Raw genomic sequence first — 20,327 nt, 5'->3', positions numbered from 1 at the left:
CTGAAAGAGACTGAATTTCGATTCAACCATCGCCGTGATAATCTTTACCTTGAAGTACTCAAACTCTTACGAATAAATCCGCTTTAGCTTCCTAAGACCCATTAATTATTAGTAGCAAAGCGTCCAATCTGACCTATAATTGGCTCGTTATTCAGGTCTTAAGTGGAGAGCGTCATGGAACAGCTTTATGCCAATACCTCGGTCAGCATCAGCGAGTTGAAGAAGAATCCATCGGCCATCATTGAGAGCGCGGAAGGGTTTCCGGTTGCCGTGCTCAACCACAACCGCCCTGCGGCGTACCTGGTGCCGGTGGCGGCTTTCGAGGCGATGATGGAGCAGTTGGATGATCAGGCGCTGGCGCGCTTGATCAAGGAGCGGCAAGCCGAGGCTACGGTCAAGGTTTCGCTGGATGACCTATAAGCTTGAATTCAAGGTTTCTGCGCTGAAAGAGTGGCAGAAGCTGGATCGTCCGATTCGCGAGCAGTTCAAAAAAAAAACTGGTTGAGCGGCTGGAGCAGCCGCGTGTCGAGGCGTCACGCCTTGCCGCACTGCCTGATTGCTACAAAATCAAGTTGCGCGCTGCCGGATATCGGCTGGTCTATCAGGTCGTGGATGCCACCATCACCGTCATCGTGGTGGCGGTCGGCAAGCGTGAAGACAGTGCCGCCTATCTGGAAGCCGCCAAGCGAATCAAGTAACGGTTGGACGCTGGGCGTCAGCCGTTATCCCTCAACCTCCACAATCTCCGTAATCGCCAGCGCCGCAATATCCACCAGCTTTTCATAGCGCGGCGAATTCAGGTCTATCAGCTCCGACACCCGCGAATAGGAGGCGTTGACGAATACTTCGCGGCCATCTCTATCCTGGCGCTTCACGCCGAAACGCACGCGCTTGCGCTCGTCCACCGACAGTTTCCCCAGCAGGTTTTTGGTCGCCCACACCGCGCCGTGGCGGGCGAAGTCGGAGAGGCGCGCGGCGTGGTTGATGGTGTCGCCCAACACGGTGAATTCCACCTTGGTTTCGGCATGGAACACGCCCAGCCATTCGTGACCTTCGTTAAGGCCGGTGTTGAGAAACAGCTCGTTCAGCCAGTTCTTGCGTAGCTGCCATTCCTTGCTGATCTTGCGCATCGCCTCGCGCATTTCTTGGGCGCAGTGCAGCGCGTTGACGATGTAGTTGCAGTCGGGCTGCGGGAAGAAGTAGTACACCATGCCGTCACCGACATGCTTGCCATGCGTGCCGTAATAGCGGCGGAAGATGGGTTCCATGGTCGCCCATATCTGGTTGATCAGTTCAAAATACTCTTCCGGCGGCAGTTCCGAGCAGATGCGCACCGAATTCTGCAGGTCGGCCACCATCACCGCGACGTCTGTTAATACTGGCAAGCGCTTCTTCAGCAGGTTGCGGATCACTTCGTCGCGACGCTCCAGCAGGCCCAGCAGGCCGTGGGCGCCGGCGTTCTCGTGGGCGTAGATGACCAGGATGCCTTCACGGAAATAAGAGGCGTAGACCCGGTAGTACTCTTCCCTGCCGTCGGTCGCGCGCAAGCCCAGCGGCAGCTCGGCGATGGGGCTGGAACTGGTGCTGGCTACGCCGGCCAGCGCGGCGGTGACGCCGACATTGCCCAACGCCGCTGCAACACGCTCGCGCCCCATTTGCAGGTGCAAGCGATAAAAGGCTTCGCGGTTTTCCAGATAGCCGCCGTAAGCGCCGCGGGCGAAATAATCGAGCACGCCGCGCTCCTTGGTATCGGCCGGCAGCTTGTCGAAGGAGCCCAGCAGCAATGACCGCGCCTCTTCGTTGTACCAGGTGAGTTCGAGGTTGTAGTTGACCATGTATGCCGAGTAGGGAACCTGGTCGATGGTGAGGCGCAGCGGTCCGGTTTCCGGGGCAGCTGCGGGCAAGACTGCTTTTGACTGGGGCGCCTCGACTGTTTGCGATTGGGACATTTCGAATCCTTCCAGTTGCAGTTGGCGGGCGATATCCGACATCGGGATACCCTCCTTCTTCAATAGCCTGATGCGCTCGATACGGGCGACCGTTTCTTCCGGGAAATAACCGATCTGGCGTGCGCGGGTCTGGGCGTCGCTGGCGGGCGTGGAGACGATCGGGCGCGGCAGCAGGCCGAGTGCGATGTAATTATTCAGCGTTGCACGCGAGATACCTGAAGCCTTGATGATTTCCACACTGGTCAGCATGCAGATAGACGGTACAAATGAATCGCCGTTTTTATTTAGACAATTCAAATACTGTCCCTTAAGACAGCCCATGTCAAGAGGAAATTAACATGAACTAATCGAAGCATCTCACTGTTGCAAAAAGGATGCAGCGAACTTTATTGGGGATAAAGCCGCCCCATCAAATCAAGTGAACTGTCCATTATCGACTTATCTAGACAGTCCAGAGCGATGATATCCCCCATGCCGCGCAGCCAGGTCATCTGGCGCTTGGCCAGTTGGCGGGTGGCGATGATGCCTTTTTCCCGCAATGCTGCAAGGTCAAGTCCGCCATCGATATGCTGCCAAGCCTGGCGGTAGCCGACACAGCGCATCGACGGCAGCGACTCGGTCAATGCCGGATATTGCCGGCGCAACGCCCTCACCTCTGCTATCAGGCCCTGCTCCAGCATGGCATCGAAGCGCTGGGCGATGCGCTGATGCAGTGCGGCCCGATCCGAGGGCAATAGCGCGATTTTCAGCAGCCGATATGGCAGGCCGGCGTTTTTATCCTGTTGCAGCAGTTCCGACATCGGCTTGCCTGCAAGCAGGCAGATCTCCAGCGCGCGCTCGATGCGCTGGGCATCGTTGGGTTGCAGGCGCTGCGCCGTGGCCGGATCGATTTGCGCCAGCCTGGCGTGCAGCGCGGGCCAGCCTTCCTGCTCTGCCTGATCAAGCAACCGTGCACGGATTTCAGGATCGGCTTGCGGCAGATCGTTCAACCCATGCTGCAAGGCGTTGAAATAAAGCATCGTGCCGCCGACCAACAACGGGATTTTGTTGCGTGCCGTAATCTCCGCCATCAGTTTCAGCGCATCGGCACGAAACTGCGCGGCGGAATACGATTGCGTGGGATCGATGAGATCGATGAGGTGATGCGGCGCCCGCGCCAGCGTAGCCGCATCCGGCTTGGCAGTGCCGATATCCATGCCGCAATAGACCAGCGCGGAATCCACGCTGATCAGTTCCACTGGCAGGCGCTGCGCCCACTCCACCGCCAGGCCGGTTTTACCGCTGGCGGTGGGGCCCATCAGAAAAATCGCCGGCGGAAGCTGGTGTTCTGTCATGGGCTAAAGCCGCTGGTCGCGGGTTTCCTGCATGGCCCACACGGCAGCTACACTGATGGCCGCCGCAACCGAGATATAGCCGCCCACCCATGACAGACCACCATGGTTGACCAGTTTCTGGGCGATATAGGGAGCGAAGGAAGCGCCCAGGATACCGCCGAGGTTGTAAGCGGCACCCGCCCCGGTATAGCGCACCCGGGTGGGGAATAGTTCCGGCAACAGAGCGCCCATCGGGGCGAACGTCGCCCCCATCAGGAATAATTGCAGCGAGAGAAATGCGGTGATCAGCACTGACGATCCGCTACCCAGCATCGGCGCCAGTGCGAAGCCGGACAGCAGTGCGGCGCTGCCCGCGGCAAGTAGTACCGGCCGCCGCCCGAAGCGGTCGCCGGCCCTGGCGGCGAGCGGCGTGGCGGCGGCCATGAACAGCACCGCGACGCACAGCATGCCCAGGAACTGCTGGCGCGGGATATGCAATACCGTGGTGCCATAGCTCAGCGAAAACACCGTGGAAATATAGAACAGCGCGTAGCACACCACCATCGCCAGCGCGCCCAGCAGCATGGGCAGCGCATGGCGGCGCAGCAGTTCCGCCAGCGGCAGGTCGGTTGGTTGGTGCTGTTTGAGTGCCTGCGCGAACACCGGCGTTTCCGCCAGCGCCAGCCGCACGTAGAGGCCGACGGCCACCAGCACGGCGCTGGCGATGAACGGCAGGCGCCAGCCCCAGGCACGGAACTGCGCATCGTCCAGGCCATACGCGAGCAGCAGAAAGCTTCCCGTCGCGCACAGGAATCCGACCGGCGGCCCGAGCTGGGGAAACATGCCGTACCAGCCGCGCTTGCCGGCCGGGGCGTTTTCCGTCGCCAGCAATGCCGCCCCGCCCCACTCCCCGCCGAGGCCTATGCCCTGGCCGAAGCGCAGCAGGCACAGCAACACCGGCGCCCAGGTGCCCAGCGTATCGTAGCCCGGCAGCAGGCCGATCAGCGTGGTCGAAATGCCCATCACCAGCAGTGACGTGACCAGCGTCGCCTTGCGCCCGATACGGTCGCCGAAATGCCCGAACAGGATGGCGCCCAGCGGCCGCGCCAGAAAGGCGATGCCGAAGGTAAGAAAGGCATTGAGCGCCTGCGCCGCCGGGTCGCTGCCGGGAAAGAACACCGGCCCGATCGCCAGCGCTGCCGCCATGCCGTAGATGTAGAAATCGTAGAACTCGATCGCGGTGCCGATGAAGCTCGCCAGCGCGATACGCACGACGGAAGGGGAAGGAGTATTGGTCAAAGTCGTTCCTGTGCGGCGGTTGCGGCTTGCTATATGTGCCGGCGATGTTATCACGAGAAACGTTGCCGCACTGCCGCGCCCGATAAAGTGGGATAATCCCATCCTTTTATTTTTTGCCGTCTGTATGAAAAGGAACAAGACCAACGCTATGGGAGCCATGGATCACATCACACACGGGCCTATCATCGGCAATCGGGTCGAGCTGCAACTCTACACCACGCTGCGCTGCAATCTCAAATGCAGCTATTGCTCGGAAGCGGTTGGCGACGTCGTCAATTCGCAAGGCAAGGTGAGCTATACGCTGGACGCACTGGATGCGTTCATCCGCAGCCAGCTTGCCGACAAGGAAATCTACATCACGTTCTACGGCGGCGAGCCCACGCTTAATATTCCGTACATGAGCGAGGTCACCCAGCGCTGGCCCAATTTCCGCTATCAGCTGCAGACCAACGGCACGCTGCTCAACCGCCTGCCCGACGCGATCCTGGAAAAACTGTCCAATACGCTGGTGTCCATCGACGGCGGCGAGGCCACCACCGACGGCTACCGCGGGCGCGGCGTGTTCCGCAAGGTAGGCAAGAACCTGGAACGCATGCGGGGAAAAGTCCAAGGCACGCTCACCGCCAGGGTGACCTGGCACGCGGGCACGACCAGCTTCGAAGAGCTCGACGGCCTTCTGGACACTTTCGATTATGTCTATTTCCAGTTTGCACAGTCGGACGATGTCTACGATGCGGAATCGATGGCGCGCAAGCAAGCGGTGCTGACGCAAATGATAGACCGCTTTTTCGCGCAAACCGATCGCGCCTATCCGATGATCCCCATCATGGGCGTGGTGCGCAACAAGGTACTGCCGAACCGCGCAATCGAAGCGGCGTCCGGCTATGCGCAGTGCCGCGCCTCGACGCACATACTCAACGTGCTGCCGGACGGCCGCATCTATCCGTGCCCGGACATGACCTACGATGACGCCATGCAGCACGGCGACATCAACGGCAACTGGCTGACGCGCTCGCCGCTGCAACCCACGCCGGATATGCCCTGCGAAACCTGCGCAGCGTTCGCTTTCTGCCGGCGCAACTGCATGAAGAACCTGCACCGTGCCTATGTCGAAAACGATCTGCACTACCGGACGAAAGTGGTCGAGCCGGTGTGCGAACTGGTGCAATTTATCGGCCGGGAAATCGATCGCCGCGATCCGGCTGCCTGGTACGCGCGGGCCTCGCTCAGGGCGCGCAAGGAAGTGGCCGACTGCGAGGTCTACGACTATGTGGAAGTGATGCCTTGAGCTAATGTATTGCTTGAAGGCTGCCAGCTAATTACTTGCCTCGCATGAACATCTTGTCCAATTCCGTCATCGTCGCCTGAAACCAGGTCGGCCGGCCGTGGTTGCATTGCTCCGAGCGCTCGGTGGCTTCCATGTCGCGCAGCAGGGCGTTCATTTCAGTGACGGTAAGGCTGCGGTTGGCGCGCACCGCGGCGTGGCAGGCCATGGTGGCGAGCAGTTCGTTGCGGCGTTCGGTGAGCGCGCGGCTGCCGCCGTATTCGCGCACGTCGCGCAGCACGTCACGCGCCAATGCCACTGCGTCGGAATCGGCTAGCATCGCGGGTATCGAGCGTACCGCCAATGTCGTGGGCGAAAGCACGGCGAGTTCGAAACCCAGGTTGTGCAGTACGTCCCCCTGTTCTTCCACCGCCGCGACTTCCAGCCGGTCGGCGTGAAAGCTGACCGGGATCAGCAGCGGTTGTGTAGCGACGGCGTGCGCGTCCAGTGCGGTTTTCAGCTTTTCATACATGATGCGTTCATGGGCGGCATGCATGTCCACCACAACCAGCCCGTGCCGGTTCTGGGCCAGCACGTAGACGCCGTGCAACTGGGCGATGGCGAAGCCCAACGGGTATTCCCGGGAGCCGTCCTGCCGTTCCGGCATTGCCACTTCGGTATCCGCCCGCACGGGCTTGCTGCCGCCGAACAGCGTGGCATAGAAACTCTGGTTTTCGCCGGCCTGCAGCGGAATCTGCGGCTGGTACGCCGGGTAGGGGCTGGACTGAGACGATTGCGGCGGCGGCATTGTTGGCTGCATTGCGGCCGCGACACCGACAGGCGCGGCCAGCACCTTGTGCAGGCTATGAAAAACGAAGCGGTGCACCGCCTGGCCGTCGCGAAACCTGACTTCGGTCTTGGTGGGATGGACGTTGGCATCGACCAGTGCTGGATCGATCTCGAGGAATAGCACGAAGGCCGGATGGCGTTCGTGGTGCAGCACGTCCCGGTAGGCTTGGCGGATCGCATGGGCCAGCAGCTTGTCGCGCACGAAACGGCCGTTGACGTAGACATACTGCGCGTCGCGCGACAGCCTGGAATAGGCCGGCTTGGCCGCCAGCCCCCACAGCCGCAGCGCCCCGCCCTGTTCGTCGAGCTGCAATGCGGCATCGGCGAAATCTTCGCCCAGCACGGCGCCGATACGCATGGCCGGATCAGCCGACCCCAACCGCCATTTGACGCTGCCGTTATGGCTCAACTGAAAAGCCACGTCGGGACGCGACAGCGCAATGCGCTTGAAGGTTTCTTCGCAGTGGCCAAACTCGGTGGCTTCGGTTTTGAGAAATTTGCGCCGGGCGGGCGTATTGAAATAGATGTCCTGCATCTCGACCACCGAGCCGGCATCGAGCGCGGCCGGCTGCGGCGCTGTCGGCCGGCCGCCGTCGGCATCGATGCGCCAGGCGTGGCGCTCGCCCCTGGCGCGGCTGGTCAATGTGAGGCGCGATACCGAGGCGATGCTGGCCAGCGCCTCGCCGCGAAACCCCAGGCTGGCGACTTGTTCCAGATCGTCCAGGCTGGCGATCTTGCTGGTGGCATGCCGCGCCAGCGCCAGCGCCAGTTCGTCCCTGGCGATGCCGTGGCCGTCATCGGCCACGCGCAGCTGCTTGATGCCGCCCTGCTGCAGGCTTACGTTGATGTCGGTGGCCTGCGCGTCCAGGCTGTTTTCCAGAAATTCCTTGAGCGCGGAAGCCGGCCGCTCCACCACCTCACCGGCGGCTATCTGGCTGATGAGAACATCGGGAAGAATTCGAATGGCGGACATGGCGGCAATTATAACCTCCGCCGTCGGCTAGCCGGCAATTGACTAGCCGAGCCTGCCCATCAGCCGTAGCAGCGCAGCTGCCGGGAGAACTGCTGCAATGCCAGGATGCCGCTTTCTTCAGCGCGCCGGCACCAGTCTTCCAGTTGCTGCACCAGCTGCTCCCTTGATACCGTCGAGCGCGCCCCAAACGCGACCAGTTCCTGGCGCATGGAGTCTATGGTCTGCAATATCTTGCTGGAATGCAGCGCCTGGCTTAACGCTGCGTGCTCTTTCCCGGCCAGGGTACCCATGCCTTTTTGCAGCCAGAGCTTGATCGCGCTGCGCGCCCCGGCCTTCCTGAGTTCTGGGGTCGCCTGGCTGCGCCGCAGGCTGCGGATTTCCTCCACGGCGGTACGCAGCAGGGATTTGGCGAACTTCGCTTGCACCTCATAGCGATGGATGACGATGGCCTGCAGGGTAGTCAGGTCGCAGTGGCTCTTGGCGGGCGTGAAGCGCATCCGCGGAGCGATCCTGCGCACCGTCGCGAGCTTGAGCACCGCCAGCAGCCGGATATACATCCAGCCGATGTCGAGCTCCCACCAGCGGCTGGACAGTTTGGCCGAGGCGCTGAATGCATGGTGATTGTTATGCAGCTCCTCGCCACCGATCAGCACGCCCCAAGGCATGATGTTCCTCGATGCATCGTTGGTGACGAAGCTGCGGTAGCCCCAGAAATGCCCGATGCCGTTAACGACGCCGGCGGCGAACAGCGGAATCCAGATCATCTGTACCGCCCAGATGGTGAGCCCGATCGGGCCGAAGGCGATCAGGTCGATTACCATCATGAGGCCGATGCCGAGGCTGGGGTATCCGGAATACAGTTTGCGCTCGATCCAGTCGTCCGGCGTGCCGTGGCCGTAGGATTCCAGCGTCTCGGTGTTTTTGGCTTCCGCGCGATAATATTCGGCGCCTTTCAGCAATATTTCGCGGATGCCGAATACCTGCGGGCTATGCGGGTCTTCCGGCGTTTCGCATTTGACATGGTGTTTACGATGGATGGATACCCATTCGCGGGTGACGATACCGGTGGTCAGCCACAGCCAGAAACGGAAGAAATGGCTGGTGATGGGGTGCAGGGTCAACGCCCGGTGCGACTGGTGGCGATGCAAAAAGATCGTGACGGAGACAATGGTGATATGGGTGAGCGCCAGAGCCGCCAACGCATAGCCCCACCAGGGAAGATCGAAATAACCGAGCATGCTGCAAAACTCCTAAAACTTATGGGGGGCAGGATGAAGTTGCTATGGATCGTACACCTTTCTCCGGGGCACGTTCGCGACAATTTCACATCAGTTAGACACACCGCTGCCATTTAGTTCGGCTGCATTCCAGCCGCCGCCCAAAGCCTTGATCAGCAGTACCGCAGCAGTGAGCCGATTGCCCTGGATGTTGAGCGCGGCTCTTTCATTGATAAGCGCGATGGTCTGCACGTTGACGACGTTGATGTAGCTTACCGTCCCCGCCTTGTACTGGTTACCGGTGATCGCCACCGACTCGCGCGCGGCCTTGACCGCGTCGTCCTGCAGCTGGGCTTCCTGCTCGAGGATGCGCAGCGCTGCCAGATTGTCCTCCACTTCCTGGAAGGCTGTCAGCACGGTCTGGCGGTAATCGGCCGCGTTTTCGTCATAAACGGCCACTGCCTGCCCGGTTTGCGCGCGCCGCAAACCGCCATCGAAAATAGTCTGTGCCAGCGCCGGGCCCAGCGCCCAGAAACGGCTTGGGTAAGTCAGCCATTTGGCGAAGCTAGCACTCTGCAAACCGGCCGAGGCCGACAAAGTCAGCGCCGGGTAGAAAGCCGATTGGGCGACGCCGATTCTGGCGTTGGCCGCCGCCGTCCTGCGCTCTGCCGCGGCGATATCCGGCCGACGTTCCAGCAGTTCCGAAGGTATGCCGAGCGGGATTCGCGGCGGCGCCGGGGTGAATGCGGCCGGTGCAATGGCGAATTCCGCCGGCGCCTTGCCCATGAGCACGGCGATGGCATGCTCCAGCTGCGCCCGCTGCACGCCGACGTCGACCGCCTGCGCCTGGGCCGACTTCAGCTGGGTTTCCGCGACCACCACATCTCCCCGCGCCGCCACACCGGCGGCGTATTGATTGCTGGTGAGCTGCAGCGATGTTCGGTAGGCATTGACGGTGTCTTCCAGCAGCTGTTTTCGCGCATCGGCAATGCGCAGCAGGAAGTAATCCTGCGCCAGTTCCGCCTGCGCACTGAGCTTCGCGGCCTGGAGGTCGGCGGCGCCGGCCTGCACGCCGGCATTACCGGATTCGACCGAGCGCTGTACCTTGCCCCAAATATCCGGCTCCCAGCTCGCATCCAGTCCCAGTTTATGGATCGTGCTTGAATTGCCGCCGCCAGCCCCGGTAGCCGCTCGGCTACGATTGACGGAGATATCGCCGGTCACAGTCGGGGAAACCCCTGCCCTCGCCTGCTGGGCCAGGGCCCGCGCCTGGCGGAAGCGGGCTTCCGCCGCGCGTATGTTCTGGTTGGAGACTTGCACCTGTTCGACCAGCGCGTTCAACTGCGCATCGCCGAATATTTCCCACCATTTGCCGTGCGGCAGTTCATCCTTGGGCTGGGCGGGTTTCCAGCCATGCTGTTCCTTGAAGGCAGCCGGCACTTGCATGTCCGGCTTGACGTAAGTCGGCCCTATCGTGCATGCCCCCAGCAGCGCGGCGATATTTAGATACCACAGACCATAGCTAACCATGCGGCTCATCCTTAAATTATGCGGCCGGCACCGGGTGCCGCCTGAACGTGCGCCGCGACCAGATGCTGAAACGATCCAGATAGAGATACACCACCGGCGTGGTATACAGCGTCAGCATCTGGCTGAACAACAGGCCGCCGATGATGGAAATTCCCAGCGGCTGGCGCAGTTCCGAACCTTCGCCTATGCCCGAGGCGAGCGGCAGCGCGCCCAGCAATGCCGCCATCGTCGTCATCGTGATCGGCCGGAAGCGCAGCAAACAGGCTTCGTAAATAGCTTCTTTCGGGCTGATGCCGCGGCTACGTTCGGCGTCGACCGCGAAATCGATCATCATGATGGCGTTCTTTTTGACAATACCGATTAACAGAATGATGCCTATCATCGCCATGATATTGAGCTCACCGCCGGTGACGAGCAGCGCCAGCAGCGCGCCGACGCCGGCGGACGGCAGCGTCGACAGGATGGTGAGCGGATGGATATAGCTCTCGTACAGCATGCCGAGCACGATATATACCGCAAACAATGCCGACAGAATCAACCACGGCTGGTTCTCCAATGATGCCTGGAATACCTTGGCCGTGCCCTGGAAGCCGCCGCGTACCGAGCCCGGGACGCCGATGCCGGCGAAAGCGCCGTCGATTGCGCTGGCTGCCTGCGACAACGAAACGCCGACCGGCAGGTTGAACGAGATCGTCGAGGCTGCGAACTGCCCCTGATGGTTCACAGCCAGCGGCCCGGTGCCTGGTTCGAAGCGGCTGACCGCCGTCAGCGGGACCTGGGTACCATTCGGTGTGCTGAGGTAGATGTCGCGCAGCGCTTCCGGGCTCTGCCAGTATTGCGGCGCCACTTCCATGATCACGTAATACTGGTTGAGCGGCGCGTAAATCGTCGATACCTGACGCTGGCCGAAAGCGCCGTTGAGCGTGGAGTCGATCAGCTTGGTCGTGACGCCCAGCCGGGCTGCCGCATCGCGGTCTATCGTCAGCACCGTTTCATAGCCTTTATCCTGCTGATCGGTATTCACGTCGGTCAGCTGCGGCAGCCTGGTCATCGCCTGCCGGATACGCGGTTCCCAGGCGCGCAGTTCGGCCAGGTTGTCGCCTTGCAGCGTGTACTGGTACTGGGCGTTGGATGGCCTGCCGCCGACCCGGATATCCTGCACCGGCTGCAGAAACAGGTTGGCACCCGCGACGCGGGAAAGTTTGCCGCGCAGCCGGCCCGTGACCTGGTCGCCGGTGACTTGGCGCTGCGCCATCGGCTTCAGGGTGACGAACATGAATCCGGTATTGCGCTGGCCGCCCCCGACAAATCCGACCACGTTTTCCACTGCCGGATCGCTACGCACCATCTCGACAAAAACGGCGAGTTTCTTGCGCATTGCCTGAAACGAAATACCCTGGTCCGCTTGTATTGTGCCGATCAGTCGTCCGGTATCCTGCTGCGGGAAAAAACCTTTAGGTACAATTATGTACAAGTAAAAATTCAAGCAGATAATGAAGAAAAGAGCCAGCATCGTCAGCACGCCGTGCCGCAGCACGACATCCAGACTGCGCCGATATGCGCCCAGCATGGCATTGAAGCAATGCTCGCCGAAAGCGCTTAAACGGCCGGGCGGCTTTTCCGCCGATCTATGCTTGAGCAGCCGCGCGCACATCATCGGCGTGGCGGTGAGCGACACCAGCAGCGACACCAGCACGGCTACCGATAACGTTACCGCGAACTCGCGCAGCAGGCGGCCGACGATGCCGCCCATCAACAGCAAGGGGATGAATACCGCAACCAGCGAGATACTCATCGACAGCACGGTGAACGCCACCTCGCGCGTGCCCTTGAGCGCAGCCTCGAACGGCGACACGCCCTGCTCGATATGGCGCGAGACGTTCTCCAGCACCACGATCGCGTCGTCGACCACGAAACCGGTGGCAACCGTCAATGCCATCAGCGACAGATTATCCAGGCTGTAGCCGTACAGATACATCACGCCGAAGGTGCCGACCAGCGATACCGGCACCGCCACGCTGGGAATCAGCGTGGCCCTGGCGCTGCGCAGAAACACGAACACCACCATGATGACGAGGCCGATCGAAATCGTCAGCGCCAGTTCCACGTCATGCACCGAGGCGCGTATCGTCGGCGACCTGTCGCTGACCACATTGACATCGATCGCGCCCGAAATGGACGCCTTTAATTGAGGTAATACCGCCTTGACGCGATCCACCGTTTCGATGATGTTGGCGTTGGGTTGGCGGCGAATTTGCAGCAGCACCGCCGGCTTGCCGTTGGATAACCCTTCGTTGCGCAGGTCCTGCACCGAATCGGCCACCTCCGCCACGTCGGCAAGCCTGACCGGCGCGCCATTGCGGTAGGAAATGATCAGCGGCAGGTATTCCTTTGCAGTCCGCGCCTGGTCGTTGGCGTAAATCTGCCAGCGGCGGTCGCCCTGTTCCAGAATGCCCTTGGGCCGGTTGGCATTGGTGGCGGAAATCGCGCTGCCGACGTCGGCGAGGCCGATGCCGTACTTATGGAGCGCGGCGGGATTGAGCTCGACCCGCACCGCCGGCAGCGAACTGCCGCCCACGCTGACCTGCCCCACCCCTCTTACCTGCGACAGCTTCTGCACCAGCACCGTGGAAGCGGCGTCGTACAGCTTGCCCTGCGGCACGCTGTCCGAGGTCAGCGCCAGAATCATGATGGGGGCGTCGGCGGGATTGACTTTGTGGTAGATCGGATTGGTCGGCAAACCTGTCGGCAGCAGCGTGCGCGCGGCGTTGATCGCAGCCTGCACGTCGCGCGCGGCACCGTTGATGTCGCGCTCCAGATCGAACTGCAAAGTGATGCGGGTAGAACCCAGCGAACTCATCGACGTCATCTCACTGATGCCGGCAATGCGCCCCAGCGAACGTTCCAGCGGCGTCGCCACCGCGGTGGCCATCGTTTCCGGGCTGGCACCGGGCAGCGAGGCTTCGACCGCGATGGTGGGGAAATCCACCTGCGGCAGCGGCGCCACCGGCAGCAGGCCGAAAGCCACCGCGCCCGCCAGCGTGACCGCCAGCGTCAAGAGGCTGGTGGCGACCGGGCGGTGGATGAAGATGGCCGAAAAATTCATGCCTGTTCCAGCTCGCCAGGCCCCTTGCGCCGCCCGGCTAGCTTAGCACCTAGACGGTCGAAAGCGAGGTAGATCACCGGCGTAGTGAACAGCGTCAGCACCTGACTGACGATGAGCCCGCCCACCATGGTCAGGCCCAGCGGATGGCGCAGTTCGGAGCCCACGCCGCTGCCCAGCATCAGCGGCAATGCGGCCAGCAATGCCGCCAGCGTGGTCATCAGGATGGGCCGCAGCCGCAGCAGGCACGCCTGGTAAATGGCCTCGCGCGCTATCAGGCCCTGTTCGCGCTGCGCTTCCAGCGCGAAGTCTATCATCATGATCGCATTCTTTTTGACGATACCGATCAAGAGGATGATGCCGATGATGCCGATAATGTCGAGATCGTTGCCGGACAGCATCAATGCCAGCAGTGCGCCGACACCGGCCGAGGGCAGCGTCGACAGGATGGTGATGGGATGGATATAGCTCTCGTACAGCACGCCCAGCACGATATACATCGTGACGATGGCGGCGAGGATCAGCAGCAGTTCGTTGGCGAGCGAGTCCTTGAAGGCCGTGGCAGCTCCCTGGAAGATGAGCTGCGTGCTGCGCGGCAATGCGGTTTCTTGCTGTGCGGCATCAATCACGGCGACCGCATCGCTGAGCGATACTCCCGGCGCGAGATTGAACGAGATATTGGCCGCCGGGAACTGCCCGTAATGGTTGATCACCAGCGGCGCCTGGCGCTCGCCGATCTTCGCCACGGCGCTCAACTGCGCCTGCCCCCCGCTGGCGGTGGTCACGTAGATGCCGTCGAGCGACTCCAGCCCCTGCCGGAATTCCGGGCCGACTTCCAGCACCACGCGATACTGGTTGGATTGGGTGAAAATGTTGGAGATCAGGCGCTGGCCGAAAGCGTTGTACAGCGCGTTGTCGATCGCCGCGGCGGTAATGCCGAGACGGCCGGCAGCGTCGCGATCGATCTCCAGCCAGGCTTGCAGCCCTTCGTCTTGCAGGTCGCTGGCGACGTCGCGCAGCTTGGGCGATTGCCGCAGGCGTTCGACCAGATTGGCGACGCTCGCCGACAGCACCTGCGGGTCGGCGTCTTCCATGATGAACTGGTACTGGCTGCGGCTGACGCGGTCTTCTATGGTCAGATCCTGGATCGGCTGCATGAAGAGCGTGATGCCGCCGACTGCCGAGAGCTTGTCCTGCAGCCGGCGCATCACGCCCTGCACGTTATCCGCGCGCTGCTCCTTGGGCTTCAAGTTGATCAGCATGCGGCCGCTGTTGAGCGTGGCGTTGCTGCCGTCCACACCGATGAAGGACGACAGGCTCTCCACCGCCGGGTCCTGCAACACCACATCCGCCAGCGCCTGCTGGCGCTCCGCCATCGCGGCGAAGGAGATCGAGGTCGGCGCCTCGCTGATGCCCTGGATCACGCCGGTATCCTGCACCGGGAAAAAGCCTTTCGGTATCGCGGCATACAGCACCACCGTCAGTGCCAGCGTGCCGAGTGTGACCAGTAAGGTCAGCGGCTGATGGTCCAGCACGCGGTTCAGCACGCGGCCGTAGAGCGCGGTCATGCGCGCGATAAAATTGCCCGTCGCGCGATAAAACCGGCTGCGTTCGGCTTCCGGCTCGTTGCGCAAAAATCTGGCGCACATCATCGGCGTCAGCGTCAGCGACACCACGGCGGAAATCAGGATGGCGATCGCCAGCGTGATCGCGAATTCGCGGAACAGGCGTCCGACCACGTCGCCCATGAACAGCAGCGGGATCAGTACCGCGATCAATGACGCGGTGAGCGAAATAATGGTGAAGCCGATTTGCCTGGAGCCTTTGAGCGCGGCCTCCAGCGGCGATTCGCCTTGTTCGATGTGGCGCGCGATATTCTCGATCATCACTACCGCGTCATCGACCACGAAGCCGGTGGCGATGGTCAGCGCCATCAGGGTGAGGTTGTTGATGCTGAAATCTGCGAGGTACATGACGCCGAACGTGCCCATCAGCGAAATAGGCACCGCCACGCCGGGGATGAATGTGGCCGGGATATTGCGCAGAAAAAGGAAAATCACCATCACCACCAGCGTCACCGACAGCATCAACTCGAATTGCACGTCCTTGACCGAGGCACGGATCGTAGTGGTGCGGTCGGTCAGCGTGACGATATCCACCGCGCCCGGTACCGATGCCCGCAACTGCGGCAGCAGTTTCTTCACGCGGTCCACCACCTCGATCACGTTGGCGCCGGGCTGGCGCTGGATGTTGAGGATGACGGCGGGGTCGCGGTTGGCCCAGGCCGCCAGATGGATGTTTTCGGCATCGTCGACGACATCGGCGACATCGCCCAGGCGAATGGGCGCACCGTTGCGGTAGGCCACGACGATTTGCCGGTATTCCCCGGGCGACTGCAGCTGGTCGTTGGCATCGATAGTGGAGGCGCGCGACGGGCCATCAAAACTGCCTTTGGCCTGGTTCAGATTGGAGTTGGTGATTGAGGTGCGCAAACTTTCCAGGCTGAGGCCATATGCGGCCAACGATTTGGGATTGGCTTGCACCCGCACCGCCGGCCGCTGACCGCCGCTGATGCTGACCAACCCCACACCGGAAAGCTGGGAGATTTTTTGCGCCAGCCGCGTATCCGCCATGTCCTCGACCTTGATCAGAGGCAGCGTTTTCGAAGTCAGCGCCAATGTCAGGATGGGCGCGTCGGCCGGGTTGACCTTGCTGTAAATCGGCGGCGTCGGCAGATCCTGCGGCAGGAAGTTGCCGGCGGCGTTGATGGCGGCCTGCACCTGCTGTTCCGCGATATCGAGATTGAGCGCCAGGTTGAACTGCAGGGTAATCACCGACGCCCCGCCGGAACTGCTGGAGGACATCTGCTTGAGGCCGGGTATCTGGCCGAATTGGCGTTCCAGCGGCGCGGTAATCGAGGAGGCAACCACGTCCGGGCTGGCGCCGGGATAAAGCGTAGAGACTTGTATCGTCGGGTAATCGACCTCAGGCAGCGCCGACAGCGGCAGCATGCGGTAGCCCAGCATGCCGGCAAGCAGGATGGCGAGCATCAACAGCGATGTCGCCACCGGCCGCAGGATAAAAGGGCGGGACGGGTTCATGCCTCGCTCCGATGGCGGCGTTTTCCCTCCTCGGATTGGCTTTTGCGATCCGCCTTGTCAACCGCGCCGGACACCACCGGCTTGACCTTGGCGCCGTCGCGCAGCTTGTCCGCGCCGTCGACGACGACCGATTCCCCAGCGCTCAGGCCGCTGGCTATCGAAATATTTTCGCCTTCCGCCGCGCTGGGCCTGACCGGGCGTAAAACCACCGACTCGGCATCCTTCAATACGTAGACATATTCTCCGTTGCGGCCGCGCTGCACCGCAGCTGCCGGAATGACGACGGCATCCTTTTGCACATCGACCAGCACACGCACATTGACGAACTGATTGGGAAACAGGGTGGTGTCGTCATTCCTGAATTCCGCACGCAGCTTGATGGTGCCGGTTGCCGGGTCGATCTGGTTATCCGTCGTCAGCAAGACTCCGGTCGCCAGTTTGTTTTTTTTCTGGCGGTCGTAAGCTTCGACGGTGACGACGACGCCCGCTCTGGTACGCTGGATCACCGCCGGCAAATCGTCCTCCGGGATATTGAACAGCACGGTAATCGGCTGCAACTGGGTAATCGTGACGATGCCGCCGGCATCCGACGCATGGATCATGTTGCCCGGATCCACCTGGCGCAGGCCGACGCGGCCGCTGATCGGCGCGGTGATGCGGCTATAGCTGAGTTGCAGCCTGGCGTTATCCACCTGTCCCTGGTCCGCTGCCAGCGCGCCGCGGTACTGGCGCACCAATGCTTCCTGCGTATCCACCTGCTGTTTCGAGATGGAATCCTGGCTAAGCAGGGTCTTATAGCGCTCCAGATCGATCTGGGCGTTGTCCAGCGAAGCCTTGTCCTTGGCCAGCTGGCCGTTGACCTGGGCCAATTGCACCTCGAAAGGCCGGGGGTCGATCTCGGCCAGCAGCTCGCCGGCCTTTACCGCCTGACCTTCGCGGAAGCGCACGCTCATCAGCTGCCCGTCGACACGGGCCTTGACCGTCACCGCGTTGCGCGAGGTGACGGTGCCCAGCGCATCGAGATACACCTTGACGTCCTGCTTCACCGCCAGCGCCACCAGTACGGTCATGGGGCGGGAATCAGGGGCGGATTTCGCGCGAGTCATTACCCGCTCGCCCTGATGTCGATAGACCAATATCGCCGCAGCCATAGCCGCAATCAGCATGAGCGCCAACAGCCATTTCCGGATTTTTACCGGCTTTTTATCCATGGATGCCAATGGCTGCTGATGCTGGTCCAGGGTCATGGCGCGACCTTGGGGGTGCCGAGCGACTTCAGCACCTTGTCGGTGATATCTATCCTCTTGCTCGCATAAGCAATACCGCTATAAATCACCAGATCGTAGCCATTGGCTTCCGAAACCACAGTTACGGCTTTGTTGATGCGGTCCTGCAAGGTGCCCAGTTCTTCGTTCTTGCGGATATTCACATCTTCGTTCAGTTCGCGCTGTTTGCGCTCGAACTCGAGCCTGAGGTTGGCAAGATTCTGATTCTTGCCGCTGCTGTCGGAATTTTCCAGATCTCTGATCTTCTTTTGCAGGCGATCCAGCTCAGCTGCACGCGGGCTGAATTCCTTTTCCAGCTTCTTGTTGATCTCCGCGGTTTGCGGAGCTTCCTTAAGAATTCTATCTACTTTGACATAAGCCACCTTGGTTTCTGCTGCGGCACTGGCCGTTATCACGGCCAAGCTTGCCACCAAGATGTATCGCAGCAACTTATTCACGGGGTTCTCCTAAGATTTAGTGCATTTAACAGGGCGGATGTATCTTGCGTTTGTCAAACGGCAAGGCTTTTGTATCGACATGTGTCCAGGACGGTAAAATCAGGATTACGCCCGATTGTACAATGCAAACCCCTGCGGTTTTTATGCTCGAGCGAATCTTGATTTTTTGCGACAGGCAAAACAAAACCGGGTTCACTGCCCGGCAGAGCGAAGTGATAATCAGGGGCCTTGCTATTGCATAGCCATCTTGGACTTGGCCAGCGGCGGGTTGGAAGCGAAATAGCGCTTGATGCCGGAGATAATCGCCGTGGCCAGCTTGGTCTGGTAGGCGTCGTCGTTGAGCTTGCGTTCCTCTTCCGGGTTGCTGATGAACGCGGTCTCGACCAGGATGGAGGGGATATCCGGCGATTTCAGCACCGCGAAACCGGCCTGCTCCACCGCGCCTTTGTGCAGGTCGTTGATTTCGCTCAAATGGCCGAGCACGGCCTTGCCCAGCTTGAGGCTGTCGTTGATGGTGGCAGTCTGCGAAAGGTCCAGCAGCGTGCGGGCCAGATAGGGATCTTTGACGTCGAGGTTGACGCCGCCGATCAGATCGGATTCGTTTTCGCGCTTTGCCAGCATGCGCGCCATCGCGCTGGTGGCGCCGCGCTCCGATAATGCAAATACCGAGGAGCCGCGCGCATCGGGGCGGGTGAACGCGTCGGCGTGGATGGATACGAACAAATCGGCCTGCAGCTTACGGGCCTTTACCACGCGGCCGTGCAGGGGGATGAAATAGTCGCTGTCGCGGGTCAATACGCCGCGCATGTTGGGCTCGGCGTCGATCAAAGTCTTGAGCCGTTTGGCGATCGCCAATGTAACGTCTTTTTCATTGGTGCCGCTGGCACCCCGCGCACCGGAATCTTCGCCGCCATGCCCCGCATCGATTGCTATCGTGATCAGGCGCTCTACCCCGTCCTTGGCGGCCCCCTGGGTGCTATCCGGCTCTTTGGGAGTATCGCCGGCTTTGGCCGTGTCGCCGGCATTTTCAGCCGGATCTGCCGGGACCGTATCCGGCGCGGCCTTGGCGGATGAAGCGTCATTGGCATCGGGCGGCCAGCCGCCGGGCTCGCTTTGCTCCTTGGTGTGCTGGTCCAGCATCGCCATCAGCGGGTCCAGCTTGGGATAGATGTCGAGTACCAACCGATGCTTATATTCGCCGGCCGGCTTCAGCGCAAAAAAAGCAGGCTTCGTTTCAGCCTTCAGATCGATTACCACTCTCACGACACCGGGTTTGAAACGGGCAGCGCGGATTTTTTTGATATAAGGGTCGCCGCTCTGCACCTTGTCGGTCAGCGATTTGAGTGCGGCATTGAGTTCGACGTTTTCCAGGTCGAGCACCAGACGCTCGGGATTCTGCAGTACCGTCATATTGTGCACGACAGGTACCGCCGATTCGAAAGTCAGGCGGGTGTAGTCCGTGCCCGGCCAGACACGGGCGGAAGCAATCGCCACGGGTGCAGCCTGGGCTGCCATCGCGGCCAGGAACAGGACTAAGGCGACGATTGGCGCAGCAATTGTTCTAGACATTGTTTGCCATGCTCCGTATGCGCCGAGAGCACCGCCTCCCGGCCTGCCCCATGAACAACGAGGCGAATTTCCAGATCAGGGACGGGCAATAACTCATCTGCTTTTTCCGGCCATTCGACCAGGCAAATCGACTCATTATTGAAGTAGTCGCGGAAGCCTGCGGCATCCCATTCCTCCGGATCGACAAATCTGTATAAATCAAAGTGATACAAGTATAATCCAGAAATTACATAAGATTCAACCAGTGTATACGTCGGACTTTTGACTTTTCCCTGAAACCCCAGCCCGCGCAGCAGGCCTCGCGTCAGCGTAGTTTTGCCCGCGCCGAGATTGCCGCGCAGCCAGATGACAAGGCCCGGAGCCAGCGCCAAGGCCAGGCGACCACCCAGTGCCAGCGTCGCGGCTTCGTCGGGCAAGTCCTGTGTTATATCATTCAT

Annotated in this window: 14 protein-coding genes and 2 pseudogenes; 4 read left to right on the top strand and 12 right to left on the bottom strand. The window is 61.1% G+C overall.

All coding sequences use genetic code 11. From position 1 onward, the window contains the following. The 3 genes and pseudogenes from VGK14_RS12590 to VGK14_RS12580 all read left to right on the top strand — a co-directional run. A pseudogene (locus tag VGK14_RS12590) lies at positions 1 to 87 on the top strand (IS1595 family transposase); the annotation flags it as partial. An 87-nt stretch (positions 88 to 174) separates the two neighbouring features. Then, positions 175 to 420: a type II toxin-antitoxin system prevent-host-death family antitoxin gene (locus tag VGK14_RS12585; RefSeq protein WP_331509437.1), complete on the top strand. Its 246-nt coding sequence runs from the start codon at positions 175 to 177 to the stop codon at positions 418 to 420. Then, a pseudogene (locus tag VGK14_RS12580) lies at positions 410 to 698 on the top strand (type II toxin-antitoxin system RelE family toxin). Before VGK14_RS12585 ends, VGK14_RS12580 begins: the two are co-directional and overlap by 11 nt. Positions 699 to 722: 24 nt before the next feature. Here VGK14_RS12580 and VGK14_RS12575 read toward each other — a convergent pair. The 3 genes from VGK14_RS12575 to VGK14_RS12565 form a co-directional block, all read right to left on the bottom strand. Further along, complete coding sequence (locus tag VGK14_RS12575) at positions 723 to 2,198, bottom strand: adenylate/guanylate cyclase domain-containing protein (protein WP_331509436.1); 1,476 nt, start codon at positions 2,196 to 2,198, stop codon at positions 723 to 725. 137 nt (positions 2,199 to 2,335) lie between these two features. Then, positions 2,336 to 3,283 (bottom strand): tRNA (adenosine(37)-N6)-dimethylallyltransferase MiaA, encoded by a 948-nt coding sequence (gene miaA, locus VGK14_RS12570; RefSeq protein ID WP_331509435.1) that lies wholly within the window; start codon positions 3,281 to 3,283, stop codon positions 2,336 to 2,338. A 3-nt stretch (positions 3,284 to 3,286) separates the two neighbouring features. After that, complete coding sequence (locus VGK14_RS12565) at positions 3,287 to 4,561, bottom strand: MFS transporter (protein WP_331509434.1); 1,275 nt, start codon at positions 4,559 to 4,561, stop codon at positions 3,287 to 3,289. A gap of 157 nt (positions 4,562 to 4,718) precedes the next feature. On the opposite strand from VGK14_RS12565, the gene VGK14_RS12560 reads away from it, so the two are divergent. Next, positions 4,719 to 5,849, top strand: coding sequence for a radical SAM/SPASM domain-containing protein (locus tag VGK14_RS12560; RefSeq protein ID WP_331509433.1), 1,131 nt, complete (start codon positions 4,719 to 4,721; stop codon positions 5,847 to 5,849). Positions 5,850 to 5,880: 31 nt separating this feature from the next. Here VGK14_RS12560 and mutL read toward each other — a convergent pair whose 3' ends face one another. The 9 genes from mutL to tsaE all read right to left on the bottom strand — a co-directional run bounded on the left by mutL (position 5,881) and on the right by tsaE (position 20,327). Next, positions 5,881 to 7,647: a DNA mismatch repair endonuclease MutL gene (gene mutL, locus VGK14_RS12555; RefSeq protein WP_331509432.1), complete on the bottom strand. Its 1,767-nt coding sequence runs from the start codon at positions 7,645 to 7,647 to the stop codon at positions 5,881 to 5,883. A gap of 59 nt (positions 7,648 to 7,706) precedes the next feature. Beyond that, on the bottom strand, positions 7,707 to 8,885 hold the full coding sequence (locus VGK14_RS12550; protein WP_331509431.1) for a DesA family fatty acid desaturase: 1,179 nt from the start codon (positions 8,883 to 8,885) through the stop codon (positions 7,707 to 7,709). 90 nt (positions 8,886 to 8,975) lie between these two features. After that, complete coding sequence (locus tag VGK14_RS12545; protein ID WP_331509430.1) at positions 8,976 to 10,394, bottom strand: efflux transporter outer membrane subunit; 1,419 nt, start codon at positions 10,392 to 10,394, stop codon at positions 8,976 to 8,978. 16 nt (positions 10,395 to 10,410) lie between these two features. After that, positions 10,411 to 13,500 carry a multidrug efflux RND transporter permease subunit gene (locus VGK14_RS12540; protein WP_331509429.1) on the bottom strand — a complete coding sequence of 1,030 codons (3,090 nt, stop codon included), beginning with the start codon at positions 13,498 to 13,500 and terminating at the stop codon, positions 10,411 to 10,413. Beyond that, positions 13,497 to 16,598, bottom strand: a complete 3,102-nt coding sequence (locus tag VGK14_RS12535; protein ID WP_331509428.1) for an MdtB/MuxB family multidrug efflux RND transporter permease subunit — start codon at positions 16,596 to 16,598, stop codon at positions 13,497 to 13,499. Before VGK14_RS12535 ends, VGK14_RS12540 begins: the two co-directional genes overlap by 4 nt. Next, positions 16,595 to 17,845, bottom strand: coding sequence for an MdtA/MuxA family multidrug efflux RND transporter periplasmic adaptor subunit (locus VGK14_RS12530; protein WP_331509427.1), 1,251 nt, complete (start codon positions 17,843 to 17,845; stop codon positions 16,595 to 16,597). Before VGK14_RS12530 ends, VGK14_RS12535 begins: the two co-directional genes overlap by 4 nt. Further along, positions 17,842 to 18,321 (bottom strand): OmpH family outer membrane protein, encoded by a 480-nt coding sequence (locus tag VGK14_RS12525; protein ID WP_331509426.1) that lies wholly within the window; start codon positions 18,319 to 18,321, stop codon positions 17,842 to 17,844. The genes VGK14_RS12530 and VGK14_RS12525 overlap by 4 nt, the downstream gene beginning before the upstream one ends. A gap of 231 nt (positions 18,322 to 18,552) precedes the next feature. Beyond that, complete coding sequence (locus VGK14_RS12520; RefSeq protein WP_331509425.1) at positions 18,553 to 19,890, bottom strand: N-acetylmuramoyl-L-alanine amidase; 1,338 nt, start codon at positions 19,888 to 19,890, stop codon at positions 18,553 to 18,555. Then, positions 19,854 to 20,327 (bottom strand): tRNA (adenosine(37)-N6)-threonylcarbamoyltransferase complex ATPase subunit type 1 TsaE, encoded by a 474-nt coding sequence (gene tsaE / locus VGK14_RS12515; RefSeq protein WP_331509424.1) that lies wholly within the window; start codon positions 20,325 to 20,327, stop codon positions 19,854 to 19,856. Before tsaE ends, VGK14_RS12520 begins: the two co-directional genes overlap by 37 nt.

The organism is Novimethylophilus sp. (assembly GCF_036504375.1).
GTDB lineage: Bacteria > Pseudomonadota > Gammaproteobacteria > Burkholderiales > Methylophilaceae > Novimethylophilus.
This window is presented reverse-complemented; position numbering and strand designations above follow the sequence as displayed.

Coding starts and splice junctions, on each gene's coding strand:
- VGK14_RS12520 (WP_331509425.1), bottom strand. CDS start 19,890: ATGTCTAGAACAATTGCTGCGCCAATCGTCGCCTTAGTCCTGTTCCTG.
- mutL (WP_331509432.1), bottom strand. CDS start 7,647: ATGTCCGCCATTCGAATTCTTCCCGATGTTCTCATCAGCCAGATAGCC.
- miaA (WP_331509435.1), bottom strand. CDS start 3,283: ATGACAGAACACCAGCTTCCGCCGGCGATTTTTCTGATGGGCCCCACC.
- tsaE (WP_331509424.1), bottom strand. CDS start 20,327: ATGAATGATATAACACAGGACTTGCCCGACGAAGCCGCGACGCTGGCA.
- VGK14_RS12530 (WP_331509427.1), bottom strand. CDS start 17,845: ATGACCCTGGACCAGCATCAGCAGCCATTGGCATCCATGGATAAAAAG.
- VGK14_RS12575 (WP_331509436.1), bottom strand. CDS start 2,198: ATGCTGACCAGTGTGGAAATCATCAAGGCTTCAGGTATCTCGCGTGCA.
- VGK14_RS12535 (WP_331509428.1), bottom strand. CDS start 16,598: ATGAACCCGTCCCGCCCTTTTATCCTGCGGCCGGTGGCGACATCGCTG.
- VGK14_RS12545 (WP_331509430.1), bottom strand. CDS start 10,394: ATGGTTAGCTATGGTCTGTGGTATCTAAATATCGCCGCGCTGCTGGGG.
- VGK14_RS12560 (WP_331509433.1), top strand. CDS start 4,719: ATGGATCACATCACACACGGGCCTATCATCGGCAATCGGGTCGAGCTG.
- VGK14_RS12585 (WP_331509437.1), top strand. CDS start 175: ATGGAACAGCTTTATGCCAATACCTCGGTCAGCATCAGCGAGTTGAAG.
- VGK14_RS12540 (WP_331509429.1), bottom strand. CDS start 13,500: ATGAATTTTTCGGCCATCTTCATCCACCGCCCGGTCGCCACCAGCCTC.
- VGK14_RS12550 (WP_331509431.1), bottom strand. CDS start 8,885: ATGCTCGGTTATTTCGATCTTCCCTGGTGGGGCTATGCGTTGGCGGCT.